This is a genomic window from Granulicella sp. WH15, assembly GCF_009914315.1.
In the GTDB taxonomy this organism is placed as follows: Bacteria; Acidobacteriota; Terriglobia; order Terriglobales; family Acidobacteriaceae; genus Edaphobacter.
The window spans coordinates 3,595,977-3,612,910 of record NZ_CP042596.1 but is presented as its reverse complement, the minus strand read 5'-3'; the positions used below and the strand labels follow the sequence as shown (position 1 = coordinate 3,612,910).

Genomic DNA, 16,934 nt, shown 5'->3' with positions numbered 1-16,934 from the left:
TTCTGGAATTGAGATGCCCATTTCCGACCAGCGGGAGGACCCTAGCAGCCTATATTACCCAGACAAGGTATACATATCCCCAGACAAGGTATACACGTCACGAAGTGACTGCTCCGCGCGTAGTGGGTCCGTCCGGCAGGACAAGCCTCTGCTTGAAGCAAAAAAACCGACTCTCGCCGGGCTGTGATTTCAACCATAAGATGAAATTTCTTTCATCAACGCGCGATTCACACTTCAATGAGCGCGTTGGCTTGTCGGCAACAGTTGAGATTCTCTATATTCGCATCGACTGACATTCGTCCACCGTGTGTTAACGCCCGGTCAACTGCTGCTGTCAGGTGACCACGATAGATCTCTCTGCTTCCTCTGGCGCTGAGATGTATCGTCACGATATCTACAGTCAAGTTTTATTTTGAAGTATCGTGGACAAGAACTGCATTCCGTCCATTTTTTTTGACCTGATAAAGGGCATTGTCAGCCTGTGCAAGAAGATCAGCGGGTTTTCTTGCACTTTCGACGCTGGCGACGACGCCACCACAACTAACTGTCAGATGACCAACTTCCGACGCCTCGTGGACGATCCCCAGCAGAGCGACTTCGGCCCGTATCTTTTCCAGCATCCCGATGAAATTATCGCCGCTCGATAAGAGCAGGACGAATTCCTCTCCTCCGTAGCGTGCGACCAGGTCATAGGGTCTTCGAGCAGCAGCAGCAAGCACATGTGCCACTTTCCGGAGTGCCTCATCACCTGCGCCGTGGCCATATCGGTCGTTGTAGTACTTGAAATGATCGACGTCGATCATAGCCAGGCCGAAGGGGACTCCGCTTCGTTCGATATGGCGGCAAGCTTGCTCGAATGCGTGGTCAAAACTGCGACGGTTGGATATCCCGGTCAATGCATCCTGTAGTGAGAGACGCTCTAACTCCTCACGCTGATGCACCAACTTAAGATGATTACGCACTCGCGCCCGGACCAGTAAAGGACGAATGGGCTTAGTAATGTAATCCACCGCGCCCAGCAGAAGACCACGTTCTTCATCTTCGTCTTCGATCTGTCCCGTTACAAAAATTACCCCAATGTTTCTTGTGCGCTCATCCGCCGTCAGCCTGCGGAGCACCTCATACCCGTCCATTTCCGGCATCGACGCATCAAGCAGAATCAAGCTAATTTTTTCGTCAACAGCACGGCGTAGTGCTGTCGGTCCATCCTTGGCAAGCAGGACACGATATTCATTCTGAAAAAGGTCTGCCAAGACACATCGATTGATGCGTTCATCATCGACGACAAGAATTGTCGGACGGTCGGCAGCAGTCATAGCACTGTTTCTCCGTCGGAGAACAATCGGTTTCTTAGGAGCGAGATGAGCGTACTTGCCTGATCGAGTTCTAAATTTTCGAAATGGCTCCTAATATTTTCGAGGAGTGTGGACTCCTGGCCTCCCGTGATGAGACGGCCCAACTTATCCAGCATTGCCTCGGCTGCGTAGTCACCTTGCAGCAATAAGGGGTCAATCTCAGCCAGCAATGCCCTAATTATCTGCTTATCTCCTGCTTCAGATGGAAAAGAATGTTTAAGAAGTGGCATCGGTTGCGCCGCGAGTTCGACCTCGAGGAAGAGAAGAACTTCTTTCATTTGTTCGACCAACGATTGTGCATGTATTGCCATATCCGTGTAATCTTTTCGCCGGTCTGCGATTTCACAAGCCTCGGCACTTTTGATCAGCGATTGCGCTCCGAGGTAACCCGCCGTACCTTTCACAAGGTGGGCCAGTTCGTGAAGCGTCGTCCACTCGCCACGAGAAAGAGCCGCTTCTAGTCGATCAGGCATATTGGAAAAATCTCGCAGAAAACCCCGCAGCAAACGATGAAGCCGCTCCTGACTACCGCCAACGCGCTTAAGCGCTTCAGCAGAATCGAATGGCGCAACCGGCATCTCCTTTTCGGAGTTGGATTCTGTAGATCGTGTGTCAGTTGCACCTCCATTCAATAGTTCCATCAAAGTTGAGTAGAGCAATGTCTCGTCGATCGGCTTGGGGAGATAGGCGGTCATGCCCGCCTGCAGAATCGCTGCACGATCTTCAGAGAGCGTTTGGGCTGTTAGTGCGATCACCGGAAGCGAAGCCCATTCAGGATTGCGGCGGATTTCGCGCGTAGCCTGTAAGCCATCCATCTCCGGCATATGCACGTCCATCAGCACTGCATCATAATGCTGTTGCGTTAGTCGCTCCAGCGCCTTAATTCCGCTATTGGCGGTATCTACTTCCGCGCCAGCTAGCGTCAGAAAGTCAGTCGCCACCTCTTGGTTAAGCGCATTGTCATCGACGACCAATATGCGTTTGCCCATAAGTATTCGCGGAGTTGTTCCTCGATGTTTAACCTCCTGCATATCGGCCTTGTGGTCACTCCCGAAGATATGCTGAAGGGCGTTGAACATCATGGATTCGGTGATCGGCTTGATGAGGAGTCCCTGAAGTCCAAGCATCTCAACCTGACGCTCAACCTCTTCCCGCGCATAGGCGGTTACCATCAGTACTGCAGGCACATGGCTCAGTGTTTTATCTTCTCGAATCCGTCGCGCTGCCTCAATTCCATCCATCTCCGGCATCCGCCAGTCCATCAGGACAAGATCATAGGGGTGGTTTGAAGCCGAGGCTTCGTGTAAAGCCTCGAGCGCCTCTACACCGGAAGAGGCACTAACTGCCGTCATATCAAACATCTCCACCATTCTGGACAGGCTTTCGCGAGCGGTGGTATTGTCATCGACAACCAGAACCACACGGTTCCTTAGGGCAGGGGCAGCGACATCGCGGGATATTGCCTTACGTCCGTGGCGCAACTCAATGCTGAAATAGAAGGTGCTTCCTTTTCCAAGTTCGCTTTCTACACCGATCGTCCCCCCCATCTTTTCGACGAGTTGTTTGCAGATGGAAAGACCAAGGCCAGTCCCGCCATAGTGTCGGGAAGTTCCGGCATCAGCCTGCGTGAAGGGGTGGAAAAGAGGAGATATCTGATCGACCGACAGCCCAATGCCGGTATCACGAACGCGGAAGCGAAGCATCGGTTCGTTAGGCATCAGGTCCACAGAGATAACGACCTCGCCCTCCGATGTGAACTTCACAGCATTTCCAACAAGATTGATCAGAATCTGAGACAACCGCAAAGGATCACCGCGCAAGTTGCGTGGCACATCCGGGGCAATCAGATAAACCGTCTCCAGCCCCTTTTCATCTGCGCGAAAGGTGGTTGCCGTAGACACGGCTTCCAATACGGATTCGAGAGTGAAATCGGTGTCCTCCAATTGCAGACTACCCGCCTCGATCTTGGAGAAGTCCAGAATGTCATTGATGATGCCCAGCAAGCTCCTGGCGGAGGCATCTATCTTCTCGAGGTAATTTCGCTGCCTGCTGGAAAGGTCCGTCTGCAACGCCAAGCGCGTCATCCCGATGACGGTATTCATCGGGGTACGAATTTCATGACTCATCGCGGCAAGAAATTCGCTCTTCGCTCGTTCTGCTGCTTCGGCTTCGCTTTTCGCGCGTGAGAGCAATTCGGCTGCTTCGCGTTCATGCGTGATGTCCCGGATAATTCCATCCCACACTGTGCGACCATCGGATTGGACGCGGGGTGCGGAACGGCAATGGACCCAGAGGATATGTCCATCTTGTTTCCGGACACGGAAGGCATGGTCAAAGACCTCGGACCGCATAATCGCATGGTTCGCCTTGGCCCAATATTCGCATAGATCGTCTTCGTGGATCGCCTCCAAAAACTTATGCGGGTCCGCGACAATTTCCTCTGCGGGAATACCTATCAAAGATTCGATACCGGCACTCAAATAGCTAAAGATGATACTGTCCGTCGCCGCTGCCTCAAGACGATAAATAGCGCTTAGCGGTACATTATCTGCCAAAGCTGTAAGTTGCGCGCGGGCTTCCTCACGCTCGCTGATATCCAGCACGGTTCCCGATAGCTTGACGACCTTGCCATTCTCTTCCTGAATGACTTGTCCCTTGATATGCGCGGCGAAGGATGTACCGTCCGGTCGAAGATGCTCGACGTCAAGTGCGTAGGGCTGCCCCGTCTCGAGGCAGTTTTGTATCGCTTCGTTCAACTTGCCCAGGCTCTTGGGGGCCACAAGCCGCTGGAGATCCGCCACCGTCAGTGGAGGCCCATTTGGATCGGCCCCGTTTAGCTCATAAAGCATCTCCGACGTAGTAAACTGGCCGGTCCGCAAGTCCAGCTCCCATGAACCTACCCGAGCCAGCCTTTCAGCCTTGCGCAAGGCGTCATAACTTTGTTGTAGCCTCTCCTCGGCTAAATGACTTTCTGTAATGTCGGCAACTACGCCGATGGCGCGATTAGGCAGCCCGGTGTTTCCCTCAACCAGGCACGCGGCAGAGCGAAGCCAACGGATCTCCCCATTTGGTCGCACGATCCGAAAAATAATACTGTATTGCTCGTGATGTGCCAGGAGTTCAGCCAATGTTGTCAGATTGACCGCTGTCGCATAATCCGCATCATCGGGATGAATCCATTCCTTGAACTCCTCGATCGACTTAGCCGGCTGGGAGGGATCACGTCCCAGAATTTCGTACCAGCGTTCGTCGCAGTACAACGTATTCGCCTCGATATCGTAGTCCCAGACGCCTAACCCACTGACCTGGGTGGCTAATGCGAGGCGTTCCCGTTGCGTGCGTAATTCACGCTCAACCAGCTTGCGATCGGTAATATCCCGGGATATTCCGACAAGCCCGATGATTCTGCCGTCCGCATCCCGACGTGGGCTCCGGTTGGCAAGGAACACCTTGTCCGTTCCTCTCATGTTCAGCGTTTCTTCTACTGTCCTGGCTTCACCGCTTTCCATCACCGCGGCTTCTTGCTTCAAAATCTTACCGCCCGCCACCTCTCCAAACAGATCAACCGGGGTCTTGCCCAGCACATCGTCGGAACTCAATCCGGTAAAGCGCTGTGCGGCCAGGTTGAACAAGAGGAAACGTCCCTCTCGATCTTTCAGAAAAATAGCATCGGTCGCGCTGTCCATCACGGCCTGCAGCCTGTCGGTGATTTCGCGTAGCTGGGTTGTACGCTCGGCGATACGCCGTTCCAACTCGGCATGAAGCTGACGGACCTCCTCTTCGGCCTTGACCCGGGCGGAGATATCCCGTGCCAGTCCCATAAATATCTTGCGTCCGTCCAATGCAAGACAGGAGATACGCACTTCCACCGGGAAACTAGAGCCATCTTTCCGACGATGGTGGGTTGTGACCGTGATGGCTTCGCCCGGCTGTGTGCGTCGCCAGATATCTTCTTTTTCCTGGAGAGTCAGGTCCGTAGACACATCGATTGCCGACATGCCTAGTAATTCGTCACGGGAATATCCCAGGTTTCGGCAGGCTCGTTCGTTTACATCGAGAAAGTTCCCATGCTCATCGTGAAGGAAAAAATCGTCAACCGCATTCTCCACCAACAAGCGGAAACGCTCCTGACTTTCATGCAGGGCATAATCATCTCGGAGCTGCTTAGGTGTGTCATTGGGCACATCTCTGTTTTGTCCCATCCGCTGCCTCTCTCGGATTTATCTGAGGATGAAGATATTAGTTTCCTGTGACAGACCTGTGATTCCAGATGAAGGACGTCGACTCAAACCGACACGGTGTTCGCCGTCCAAATTGCTTCTGATTGTATCTGATAGGGTGTTTGCCTTCGTCATCCGGATAGCCTGCGTCGTAGATGGCCTGGGGTAAGGCGTACCGAAGCACCTTACATGACAAAAAGTACGCTTGCACTCTGGATAATCTGCCATCCGAAACTTGGTCTTTCTATTTAGCTTCCGCCGCCGGGTCTAAGCCCTCCGTCTTTCAGACGACAGCTAGTCGATTTACGTTAAGGCCTGTTATCGACAACTGGGGGGCCGACTCACGAGCTTGTCGTCAGAAAGGTCATTCTTCCGATCAATCAAGCTCTTCGTTGCAAACTTTTGGCCTGTGTCTGCGGTCGCTGGGACTCTTGGTTCCATCTCGAGCTCCAATTGGAGGTTGCCACATGGACACGGTGGTTCAGGTCGACGGCGATATCAGTTCTACTGATCGCGGCTCGGGCATCGCATGGCGGCTCTACTAACGATGAAGCCAGTACCTCGGGGGCTCTCGTCGAATCTGATCAAGTCTGCCCTGCTGAAGAGAAGCACAGGAGAGGGGACAATGGCGGCCGCCATCGTTTGTGTAACCTTACCTCTGTTGCTGTTCCGTCACCGAAAGCCGCGGGCACTCCTGTCATCGCCGGTCACAGATTCCGGTCATCTCTACTCGAAATCCTTAGCCGTTGGTGTCGTCTATCGGTTTTCTTTGATCGGAGAAGACGCTAGTCTGCCGCAATATCTCAGCCCAGGAAGAGACGAGCACTTACCCGATCAGCATCCAGGCCACGGCATTGGACACAGGCCTGGCCAGGTAAATCGCTTTGATCGTCAAAACAAGACAGCTAATCACATTCCGCCAGAGCGCGGGCGTCAGGCGGTCGACTAAAATGTCTATCAATGACGATTCGCAAACGTATAGAGAGTCTGGTCGCATGGATGCGCGGCGATTACTCCGGGGCGAACTTGCCGCGCCGAATGTTCTGGATCGCATTTGCTGTCCGCGTTCTGTTTATGACAGTTGCGCGGAAGTATCAGATGCGGGCGCATCTCGACCATTTCGAGTTTGGTTGGGAGATGGGCCGTGTTGCAAGGGCCCTGGCAACCGGGTATGGATACGCTGACCCCTTCAATGGCCACAGTGGGCCCACGGCGTGGGTTCCCCCTCTCTACCCACTCTTATTGGGAGGCGTATTTAAACTATTTGGAATCTATTCCTTGAAGTCCGGCTGGGTGATTCTGGCCATCAACAGCCTTCTATCGGCTGCTATTGCACCCGCTGTTTACGAAATTGGGTGGCGATGCTTCGGCCGCAACGAACGGGGAATGAAGATCGCTCTATGGTCGGGATGGCTTTGGGCGCTCTATCCTGCAGCAATCCAGTATGCGATCCATTGGGTGTGGGAGATGTCGCTCAGTACGGCTCTCTTCTCGTGGATTTTTGTCATCGCGCTACGAGTCCGTGGAATAGGCTCACCGAGTAACGACAACGCCAGCGGCCAGACGTCCAGAAACTGGGGCTTGTTTGGAGTGTTGTGGGGACTTCTTGCTCTCTCGAATAGTTCGTTGCTGACATTCCTGCCATTTTGCGGGCTATGGATGATCTGGCCGGAGATAAAACTTCATGCCGGCAGGTCCCTTAGAAATGCTGTTCTGGCGGGTGCGTGTTGCGGAATCATTGTGACTCCCTGGATCGTGCGGAACTGGTTTGCGTTCCACGCCTTTGTTCCGATGAGAGCTAACTTTGGCGCGGAGCTTTTTGAATCCGTACAGCTTTCCAATCGAGGTTTTCCATGGATGGCCACGCTTTCAATGGCTGAAAAAGATCCGGACTTTCAGCGTTATGAACGATTGGGCGAAGTCGCATACAGCAAGGAGCAGGGCGAGAGGGCGAACGTCATCATTCGCGAACATCCTGAAATATTTTGGGCTCATGCTCTCCAGCGGGTCTACTTCTTCTGGGCCAGCGTTCCACATCCCATTGAAAATAAGTTGCTTGTCGAAGTCATTCGAGAGGCCAATTTCAGTTTCATCAGCCTGGGAGGCCTGCTGGGACTGGCACTTGCATTGCGGCGACGCATCCCAGGGGCTTGGCTGTTTTTCTGGGCCTTTCTCACGGTGCCGTTCGTCTACTACTTCGTCACGGTGCAGGCGCGGTTTCGACATCCCCTTGAACCGATGATAACGGTTCTGACCGTATACCTTTTTCAATCCGCCGAGTTGCCCTGGGCACCGAAGCAGGGAGTAGTTCAGGTGCATTCATAAATGAATTTCCTTATAACCGGAGGTTCTGGTTTTTTCGGCGGGGTATTAAAACGAAGACTACTGGCGGAAGGCCATGCGGTCACGAATATCGATCTCGTACCGGATGCAGATACGCATGAAAATCTGACCAGTTTTGTGGCTGATATTCGTAATAGGCGCGATCTCGACAGGATATGCGAGAAGAAGGATTTTGCAGCCGTATTTCACTGTGCGGCTATGTTGGCGCACGACAAGATCTCGAAACAGGACCTCTGGAGCTCCAACGTGGATGGAACGCGAGAGGTCGCGGAAGCCTGCCAAAGATGGAACATTGAACGCCTGGTATTTATCTCCTCGAACTGTCTCTGGGCAAGCAATCTAGGACATGAGGTGGCAGAGGACGAGGAGCCGAATCCTGTTGAGTTATACGGACGCTCAAAGCTGGCGGCGGAACAGCTCCTCATAGGCTTCCCCAACCTGAAGATCGTGGTCATTCGATGCCCGACGATTATCGACAGCGGACGACTGGGTCTGCTGGCGATTTTGTTCGAATTTATCGACGACGGCAAGAAGGTGTGGGTGGTTGGAGATGGCTCGAATCGCTATCAGTTCATCTATGCGCAGGATTTGGCGACGGCCTGCATTCAGACGCTGGACTACCATGGGTCGGATCTGTTTCATATCGGCTCTGACGACGTAACTTCTTTACGCCAGGTGTATGAAGCGGTGATCGACGCTTCGGGAACAAAGTCCAGAGTGGCGGCCTTGCCCAGGAGCCCTGTCATCGCTGCGATGAAGCTGGCTCATAAGCTGAAGCTTTCCCCTCTGGGGCCGTATCACTATCGCATGATCGCCGAAGATTTCATCTTTGATACTCGACATATTAAGGAGCGCCTGAACTGGCGTCCGACCTTAACAAATGAGCAAATGATGATTGAAGCTTATCGATATTACTCGACAGGCAGACAAGAGATAAGCGCCAGAAAGAACGTCTCTGCGCATTCAAAGCCCGCAGATATGGGGATCATTCGTTTGCTGAAGTGGTTCTCGTGACCCAACATAGGCCATGTTGAACGGCCTTCAGACAACTGGCCTTATTCCAGTCCTTCTGTAAGAAGCTCAGGCTGTCTGCTTGTTATCTGTTGTCTCTATCGAGTGATTCTGCCTTTCGTTGACGCGCTGTCCTACTCGCTCTCCCTTGAGATATGGCAACATCATCGATAGAGCAAGCAACGGCCCGCTCGAATCTCGAGCGGGCCGTTGCTTATAACCTGATAGCCCTATCAGTCTAGTTTTGCCTCATATGGGTACAACTTTCGCCATATGTGTAACCTCACACATGTGCCGGGGGTTAGGAGCAGCCGCTGGTGCTGCCGCAGCTCATGCAGCGGTAGCAGGAACCGCTGCGGGTCATGATGGCTCCGCAGGTGGCGCAGCTCGGCGAGTCGCCCATGTCGTAGAGGTCCTTCATGGCGTCGGCGGCGTGGTAGATGCCGCGATCCTCGAAGGACATGCCCTGGGTGTTCTCATCCAGCCCGGCGTTGGCCGCGAGGTCCGGCGCGATGCCCTGCTGAGGAGCGGTGCGGTCGGAGTACTCCGGTTCGCCGTAGACAGGGGCGACCGGGCTGCGCAGGACGGTGTTAGCCGGGGCGTTGACGCTGCCTTCGACCGGCACGCTGATCTGCTGCGCGGTCAGGCCGGCGAAGAGGTCGAGCTGCTGCCCCGAGAGGAAGCGGAGCTGCATCCAGCGGAAGAGGTAGTCCATCACCGACTTGGCGTAGCCGATCTGCTCGTTGCCCGTCCAGCCCGAGGGCTCGAAGCGGGTGTGGGCGAACTTCTCGCAGAGCACCTTGAGCGGCACGCCGTGCTGGAGCGAGAGCGAGATGGCCGTCGCGAATGAGTCCATCAGGCCCGAGACCGTGGAGCCTTCCTTAGCCATGCGGATGAAGATCTCACCCGGCGAGCCGTTGGGGTAGAGGCCGACGGTGATGTAGCCCTCGTGCCCGGCGATGGAGAACTTGTGCGTCACTGAGGCCCGCTCGGCGGGCAGGCGGTGGCGTACGGCACGTGGCGGTTGCTTGGAGTCATGCGAGTCCGAGTTCTGAAGGCTCTCGGCGGTGAACGCCGCAAGCTGCGCCTCAAGCGCGGCCACGCGCTGTTGGGCGGAGGCTGCGGTCTGCTCCAGCGTCTCGAGAGCCGCACTGCTGATGGCAGCCTCGTTAGCCACGGCCGCATCCTTATCCTTCTTCTTGTCGGCGTCGGTGGAGACGTTGAGCGGCTGCGCGCCCTTGGACCCGTCGCGGTAGATGGCCACGGCCTTGATGCCCTGACGCCACGACTCCATGTAGGCCTCGGCGATGTCCTCGACCGTGCAGTCGTTGGGCAGGTTGACCGTCTTCGAGATCGCGCCCGAGAGGAACGGCTGCGCCGCCGCCATCATCTTGATGTGGCCCATGTAGTGGATGCTGCGGGTGCCCTTGGCGGGCTTGAAGGAGCAGTCGAAGACGGCCAGGTGCTCGGGCTTGATGGCGGGCGCGCCCTCGATGGTGCCGGTCGCGTCGATGTAGCTGACGATGGCGTTGACCTGGTCGTCCGTGTAGCCGAGCTTGATGAGCGCCGAGGGCACGGTGTTATTGACGATCTTAATCATGCCGCCGCCGACCAGCTTCTTGTACTTGACCAGGGCGAGGTCGGGTTCGACGCCGGTGGTATCGCAGTCCATCATGAAGCCGATGGTGCCGGTGGGCGCGAGCACGGTGACCTGCGAGTTGCGGAAGCCGTACTGCTCACCGGCGGCGAGCGCGCCGTCCCAGGCGTCGGTGCTGGCGGCGATGAGGCCGTCGAGGTTCGGCACCGAGAACGGCTCAGCCGAGGTGCGCGACTTGCCGATCTTGTTGACCTCGGCGCGGTGCATCCGGATGACGTCGAGGAAGGGCTCACGGTTGACGTAGAAGCCGGGGCAGGCGCCGCCGGTGGCCTCGGCCTGCTGGCACAGCGGAGTGGCCGCAGCGAGCGGCGGGCAGGTGGCCGCGATCTGCGCGGACTGGTGGTACGCGTCGCCGCAGAGGATGGCGGTGAGGGCACCGGCGAAGTCGCGTCCGGCGTCCGAGTCGTAGGGCAGGCCGAAGGCCATCAGCAGCGCGCCCAGGTTGGCGTAGCCCAGGCCCAGCGGACGGTAGTCATGCGAGTTCTTCGCGATCATCTCGGTCGGGTAGCCTGCCGAGTCCACGATGATCTCCATCGCGGTAGTCACGATGCCGATGGCGTGGCGGTACGAGGCGATATCGAACTGGCCGCCGGGCGTCACGAACTTGAGCAGGTTGAACGAGGCCAGGTTGCAGGCCGAATCGTCCAGGAACATATACTCCGAGCAGGGGTTCGAGGCGTTGATGCGGGCCGTGTTCTTGCTGGTGTGCCAGCGGTTGATGGTGGTGTCGTACTGCATTCCGGGGTCGCCGCAGGCCCAGGTGTTCTCGGCGATCTTGTACATCAGATCGCGGGCGGGCATGGTGGCCACGGGCTTCTTATCCTTCACGGTGCGGGTCGAGAACTCGGCGTCGCGCTCCACGGCCGACATGAACTCATCGGTCACGCGAACCGAGTTATTGGCGTTCTGGAAGAAGATGCTGGAGTAGGCTTCGCTGTCCGGGCCGCTGCCGTCATAACCGGCGGCGATGAGGGTGTAGGCCTTGGCCTCCTCCTTGCCCTTGCACTCGATGAAGTCGACGATATCCGGGTGGTCGATGTTGAGCACAACCATCTTGGCTGCGCGGCGGGTCTTGCCGCCGCTCTTGATGACGCCCGCGAAGGCGTCGAAGCCGCGCATGAAGCTGAGCGGGCCGGAGGCGGTGCCGCCGCCCGAGAGCGTCTCCATGGAGCCACGGATGGAGCTGAGGTTCGACCCGGCTCCCGAGCCCCACTTGAAGAGCATTCCCTCGGTCTTGGCCAGCGTCAGAATGCTGTCCAGCGAGTCCTGCACCGAGTTGATGAAGCAGGCCGAGCACTGCGGCTTGGAGTAGCCGGTGGTCGAGAAGATCACCTGGCGCTTTTCGGCGTCCCAGTGCCAGTTCTGCGCGTCGGAGTTCGGCTCCAGCCGGTCGCAGCCCACGTTGAACCACACCGGCGAGTTGAAGGCGACCTTCTGGTTCAGCAGCAGGTGGACCAGCTCGGCATAGAAGGTCTCGGCATCATCGGCGGAGGCGAAGTAGCCGCCCGCGATGCCCCAGTCACGAACGCTCTCGGCGACGCGGGTGATGAGGGCGCGCACGCCGGTCTCGCGCTCGGGCGTGCCGATCAGGCCGTGCAGGTACTTGGAGGCGACGATGTTGGTCGCGGTCATCGACCAGTCGGCGGGCGACTCGACGTTCTTCTGCTCGAAGATGAGCTTGCCCTTCCAGTCCTGGATGACGGCGTCGCGCAGCTCCCAGGTCACCTGGTCGTAGGGGCTGACGCCGGGCGTGGTGAAGTGGCGCTCGAAGCGCAGACCGGGCGTGGCGGCAGTGCTGGAAGAACCGGCTGGGGAGGTCGGTATGGTGGTGGTGCGGGTCGTAGCGGCTTTCATCGGGCGTGCTCCTTGATAGTGCTCAGTCGTTCGAGTGGTTCGTGTGCGTCGATAGTTTTTCGAAGGTCGAAAATGACGCATAAGTCGGTTGGCGGAGGCTGGATGGTGCTACAGCGGCCGCGAAAATATGGCTGCAAAGAGCGTTGGTCACAGCAAAGCAAAGACAGGGTCCGAAGGTCGTGGCAAAGAGCGAGCGGGCAGGCAAAGAGCGGTGCAATGGGGAGAATAGTGCAATGGCTCTTAGCTGCGGAGCCTGATTCGGAGTGTTGCTGCTGGATGAATTTTGAGCGCTGCGTTTTGATTACAAACGCAAAGTTAGTGCTCTCTGTGGGGTATGTCAAGAAGAAAACACCCACATATTGTGTTGTTCTAGTATATACCGTACCGGGGAGGAAGATGCGTTCCTGGACTGGCACTGCACCGGTTCTGGTGCAGGTCTACACGGGGCTTCCTTCGGCCTGCGCAGACCTGCATGTTGAAGGTTAGGCAGGATGCGACGGGACCGCAAGGGAGGAATTACCGTCCGGAAGTGGAAAAGGGGTGCAAGTGGGAGCAGGTGTCCGTTTACGGGAAACGCCCAACGCCCCAGGCAGTTCCTCGTGCTATCTGTCTGCCGGATTGGGACGATCTATGCGACGCTAAGAGAGGAGTAATTCATGGGATCGAAGTCCGGCTCGAAGCTGCAGGAAGAGATCAAGCAGAGTATTCCGTTCCAGTCGCCGAAGCATGAGCTGTGGCTCAACATGGCGCGGACGACCGCTGTGGTGCAGCACCGGCTGGAGCAGATGCTGCGTCCTTATGGACTTTCGACGACGCAGTACAACGTGCTGCGCATCCTGCGGGGGGCCGAGCGTGGACGACCGGGCGAAGGGCTGGGGCAGAGCGAGATCCGCGACCGGCTGGTGGCTCCGGTGCCGGACGTGCCTCGGATTCTGGAGCGGATGGAGCGCGCCGGATGGATCGCGCGATGTCGTGGCGAGGCGGATCGCAGGACGGCGATTGCGTGGATCTCAAAGTGCGGGCTGGAGCTGCTAGCGCGGATCGACTGCGAGATGGAAAAGCAGGTCGATGGCCTCTTCTGCCAGGTGCCGGAGGAAGAGATGGACCACTTCAACGAGCTGTTGATGCTGGCGAGACAGTAGTAAAGGAGCACGGTCCAGCGTGAGTCCGCTTTTGCCGTTGCTTGTTTCTTTGGTTGTCATTCAGGAGCGAAGCGGAGGAATCTGCTTCTGCCGTTGCTTCTGGGGTAGGTCCGGGCTTTAGCCCGGACATCAAAACTCGCCACCAATGCGGGCTTTAGCACCCGAGGGATGCTTTCTTTTCCTGGTCCAGATTGTATTGGGGTCGAGGGAGAGGGCCGAACCCTATGCCTCAGAATCGAGACATAGGGTACCCGGATTACTGCGGTTGCCGTGCGGGCGGATCGGCGGTGAGCGGCTCGGAGTCCATCCCCGTCTGAGGCTGCGTGTTCATCTTAGTGATGCGAGCGGCCAGTACGTCCAGCAAAGCCCCCTTCTGCTCCAACTGCACGCTTCCGTGTCCCTGCGACTTCGCCTGGAAGATGCTGAGCTGGGCGTCGGGGCAAAGCAGGTAATGGTGCTCGGGGTTGGAGTCGCCGGTCGTGAGCGTCAGAGGAATTGTCTGGACCGGGTCGAAGCTGAGCGAGGGGCTGGGAGAGCCGAAGTTGGCGTGGCCGACGGCGGCGGGCGGCGCGGAGCAGGAGCCGGGGGAGACCGCACCGGCGATGAAGGTCGTCTCGGGCGGCGCAAAGGGGAAGCGGCAGACCGGCGTGGCAGCGTCGGGGCTGGAGTCATCCGGCGGGTTGGTGAAGCTGCATGAGCCGTGGCCGGGGATGGGGAAGCTGGCCCGCGTCGCCTTGATGATGTAGGGGTTACCGACCTTCATGTGGTCGAGCGCGAGCGTCAGGCGCAGGTCGGCGGGGGTGTTGCGGACCTTTTCGAAGAGCGCGAACGGCATGGGCACCTGCACGTAGGTAGCCGGGGTTCCGGCGTTCATCTGCTCGCCCGAGAGCTGCCACGGCGAGGTCCAGTGCAGGCCGGGCGCATCGACGGTCAGGCTATAGCCGTTGATGCGGAAGAGCGTGTTCTCGTCGATCCCGGCGACCTGCATGGGCAGGACCAGCAGCACGTCGCCGCGGAACTGTTGCAGCGGGTCGGTGGGCGAGGGCTTGGGGCGCAGCTGGTCGGGTAGCGGCGAGAGCCGGGGTGCGACGCTGCCCGCGAGTGCCGGGTAGCTGCTGCGGATCAGCGCGCTGGCCGGGGTCAGGCAGAAGATAAGCCCCAGCAGCGCGGGTAGGGCGACGAGGGCCAGACGCGCGTGGGTGGTACGTCGAGTGGCGTACTGGAAGGTCAGGATCGCGGCCAGCAGCAGCGCGAAGAGGGCCGAGAAGACGGTGGTGACGTGCGGCGGAGCCATGTTGCCCCACGTCGTCCAGGCCACTAACCCGCCCATGATGACGAGGTAGACGATGGCGGCGATGACCGCGAGAGCCAGCCGGACGAAGCTGTCGGTGACGGCGGCCAGAGCCGCGATGGGCAGCACGAAGAACGCGGTGAGCAGCACCAGGTTATGGAGCAGCGCCGGAATCAGCAGCGTGGGGTACAGCCCGGCGTGGTGCAGCAGGTAGACCTGCACCAGCAGGAAGGGCAGGTAGATGAAGGCGGTGAGGAAGAGCGCCTTGGCCCCCAGCAGGCTGGCCCAGTGGTAGGGGCGCGAGGTCCAGAACTGGCGGTCGCCCACCAGCGGCTCGTCGTGGATGGAACGGGAGATCAACACCAGCCACGCGATGGGCAGCAGAACGTGCAGCAACGCGGCCAGCAGGGCCAGAGCACCGGCGTAGACGCTGCCGGTCCAGTGCGAGGGCGCGGCCCAGGCGAAGGCGACAAAGAGCAGGAGCGTGACGGCGATCTCGGGCAGCAGATGGCGGGCGTCTTTGCGGAAGATGTGGATGGACTGGAGCATGGATGCCTTTCGGGGGGACAGCGTGGCTTAGAGGGCGGCGGGAGCGCGTCCGCTCTTGGCCAGGGCAAGGAAGATGCCGCGCAGGCTCATCGGTTCGATCTGGAGGCTGGCCGAGCCGGGGAAGACCTCCTCGACCTGGGCCGCGACCGGTTCCGCATCGGCGTGGATATGGACGAAGCGCGCGGCGATGGAGGTCTGTTCGAGCAGCAGCCACGACTCTGGTATCCGGGATTCTGGCGGGGCGATGGACGTGGCGGCGGAGGCCGGGTTGAGGGCGACCGTCACTTCGCGGAAGCGGGCCATCAGCGAGGTCATCTCTTCGGCGAAGAGGAGCTGGCCCTGATGCAGGAAGCCGATGTGGGTCGCGAAGGACTCGACCTCAGCGAGGTCGTGCGAGGAGATGAGGATGGTCGGCTGGGCTGTGGTGGGCGCGGCTGCCAGCGAACGCGGTCGCAATGCTTCGATCAGCTCGTCACGCACCAGCGGATCGAGGCCGGAGAACGGCTCGTCGAGCAGGATGAGCGATGGGCTGAAGGCCAGGATGCTGGCCAGCGCGGCCTTCATCAACATGCCACGGGAGAGGTTCTTCAGCTTGCGGTCGAGCGGCAGGTCGAGCTGCCGGACCAGAGCCTCGTCGTCCCAGGTGGGATAGAAGGGGCGCAGGTAGCTGAGGAACTGGCCGACGGTCATCCAATCGGGCAGTTCTTGGTTCTCGCTGGCGTAGCCGATGCGCTGGAAGTCCGCGCCGGTGAGGGCGGCGGTTGGCTTGCCCAGGACGGTGGCTGAGCCGGAGGTAGGGTGCAGCATGTTCATCAGCAGCTTGATGAGCGTGGTTTTACCTGCTCCGTTGTGGCCCACCAGCGCGAAGACCGCGCCTTCGGGAACGGTAAGCGTGAGGGGGAGCAGGGCCTGCGTCTTGCCGTAGCCCTTGGCAATCTGGTTGGTCTGGATGGCGACAGTCATAGCTGTTTGGAGCCTAGCGCACTTCGTGGCGTCTTGGGGGCTGTATGGCGAAAGTAATCTTCTGAGGGAGGACCACGAGCAGCGTCGAGAACCGCACAAAGTGCCGCCCGCCCGGCGTGAGGGCGCTGTTGCCGTTGTTCCTGGGGGTAGGTCCGGGCTTTAGCCCAGCCATCAAAAACGGCCACAGGCGCGAGCTTTAGCCCCGAGGTATGCGTTCTTTTCTTGTCCTAGATCCTCAACAGCGCGGGCAATCCTGCTTATTCAGGCCACTAACGGACAGTTGTGTTTAAAGAGAACTCGCCGCAGCGATGCTGGGCCTGAGCCTGAGCCAGAGTGGGGCCAGCAGGCGTGGGACGAACTACCTGGCAACAGGTGGAGCAGATGGATTCGGGTTGCGGTCCCAACCTGGGAATGAACTCTTTAAGTGCGGGCATATTTTAAACCTCTCGTCGAACGGTATGGATCGGCCACCCAGCGACGCGTCTGTCACCTAGCAAGGCCTCATCGAACAGACGGGGGGAACAGATGGAGCAGGCCGTAGCCCACTCA

General features: G+C 58.3%; 9 protein-coding genes. 4 read left to right on the top strand and 5 right to left on the bottom strand.

The window, feature by feature from the left end; translation table 11 throughout:
• Positions 1-407 precede the first annotated feature (407 nt).
• The gene (locus FTO74_RS14990) at positions 408-1,316 is read right to left on the bottom strand and encodes a diguanylate cyclase (protein WP_162538869.1); all 909 of its coding nucleotides are present in this window, start codon (positions 1,314-1,316) and stop codon (positions 408-410) included.
• The gene (locus FTO74_RS14985) at positions 1,313-5,557 is read right to left on the bottom strand and encodes a PAS domain S-box protein (RefSeq protein ID WP_162538868.1); all 4,245 of its coding nucleotides are present in this window, start codon (positions 5,555-5,557) and stop codon (positions 1,313-1,315) included. The genes FTO74_RS14990 and FTO74_RS14985 overlap by 4 nt, the downstream gene beginning before the upstream one ends.
• Positions 5,558-6,200: 643 nt before the next feature.
• Here FTO74_RS14985 and FTO74_RS14980 point away from each other — a divergent pair.
• From FTO74_RS14980 to FTO74_RS14970, 3 genes are read left to right on the top strand one after another with little or no spacing between them, the layout of a single operon-like run.
• A complete protein-coding gene (locus FTO74_RS14980; protein ID WP_162538867.1) occupies positions 6,201-6,524 on the top strand; it encodes a hypothetical protein in 324 nt (107 codons plus the stop codon).
• Between the two features lie 11 nt (positions 6,525-6,535).
• Entirely contained in the window at positions 6,536-7,900 is a 1,365-nt protein-coding gene (locus FTO74_RS14975) for a hypothetical protein (RefSeq protein WP_255462302.1), read from the top strand.
• Positions 7,901-8,932, top strand: coding sequence for an NAD(P)-dependent oxidoreductase (locus tag FTO74_RS14970; protein ID WP_162538866.1), 1,032 nt, complete (start codon positions 7,901-7,903; stop codon positions 8,930-8,932).
• A gap of 298 nt (positions 8,933-9,230) precedes the next feature.
• Here FTO74_RS14970 and FTO74_RS14965 read toward each other — a convergent pair whose 3' ends face one another.
• Positions 9,231-12,440, bottom strand: coding sequence for a vitamin B12-dependent ribonucleotide reductase (locus tag FTO74_RS14965; RefSeq protein WP_162538865.1), 3,210 nt, complete (start codon positions 12,438-12,440; stop codon positions 9,231-9,233).
• Between the two features lie 656 nt (positions 12,441-13,096).
• Between FTO74_RS14965 and FTO74_RS14960 the strand changes: the two genes are divergently transcribed.
• Positions 13,097-13,582 (top strand): MarR family transcriptional regulator, encoded by a 486-nt coding sequence (locus tag FTO74_RS14960; RefSeq protein ID WP_162538864.1) that lies wholly within the window; start codon positions 13,097-13,099, stop codon positions 13,580-13,582.
• Between the two features lie 256 nt (positions 13,583-13,838).
• On the opposite strand, the gene FTO74_RS14955 is transcribed toward FTO74_RS14960, so the two are convergent.
• Positions 13,839-15,422: a hypothetical protein gene (locus tag FTO74_RS14955; RefSeq protein WP_162538863.1), complete on the bottom strand. Its 1,584-nt coding sequence runs from the start codon at positions 15,420-15,422 to the stop codon at positions 13,839-13,841.
• Positions 15,423-15,449: 27 nt separating this feature from the next.
• Complete coding sequence (locus tag FTO74_RS14950) at positions 15,450-16,385, bottom strand: ABC transporter ATP-binding protein (protein WP_162538862.1); 936 nt, start codon at positions 16,383-16,385, stop codon at positions 15,450-15,452.
• Between the last annotated feature and the right edge of the window lie 549 nt (positions 16,386-16,934).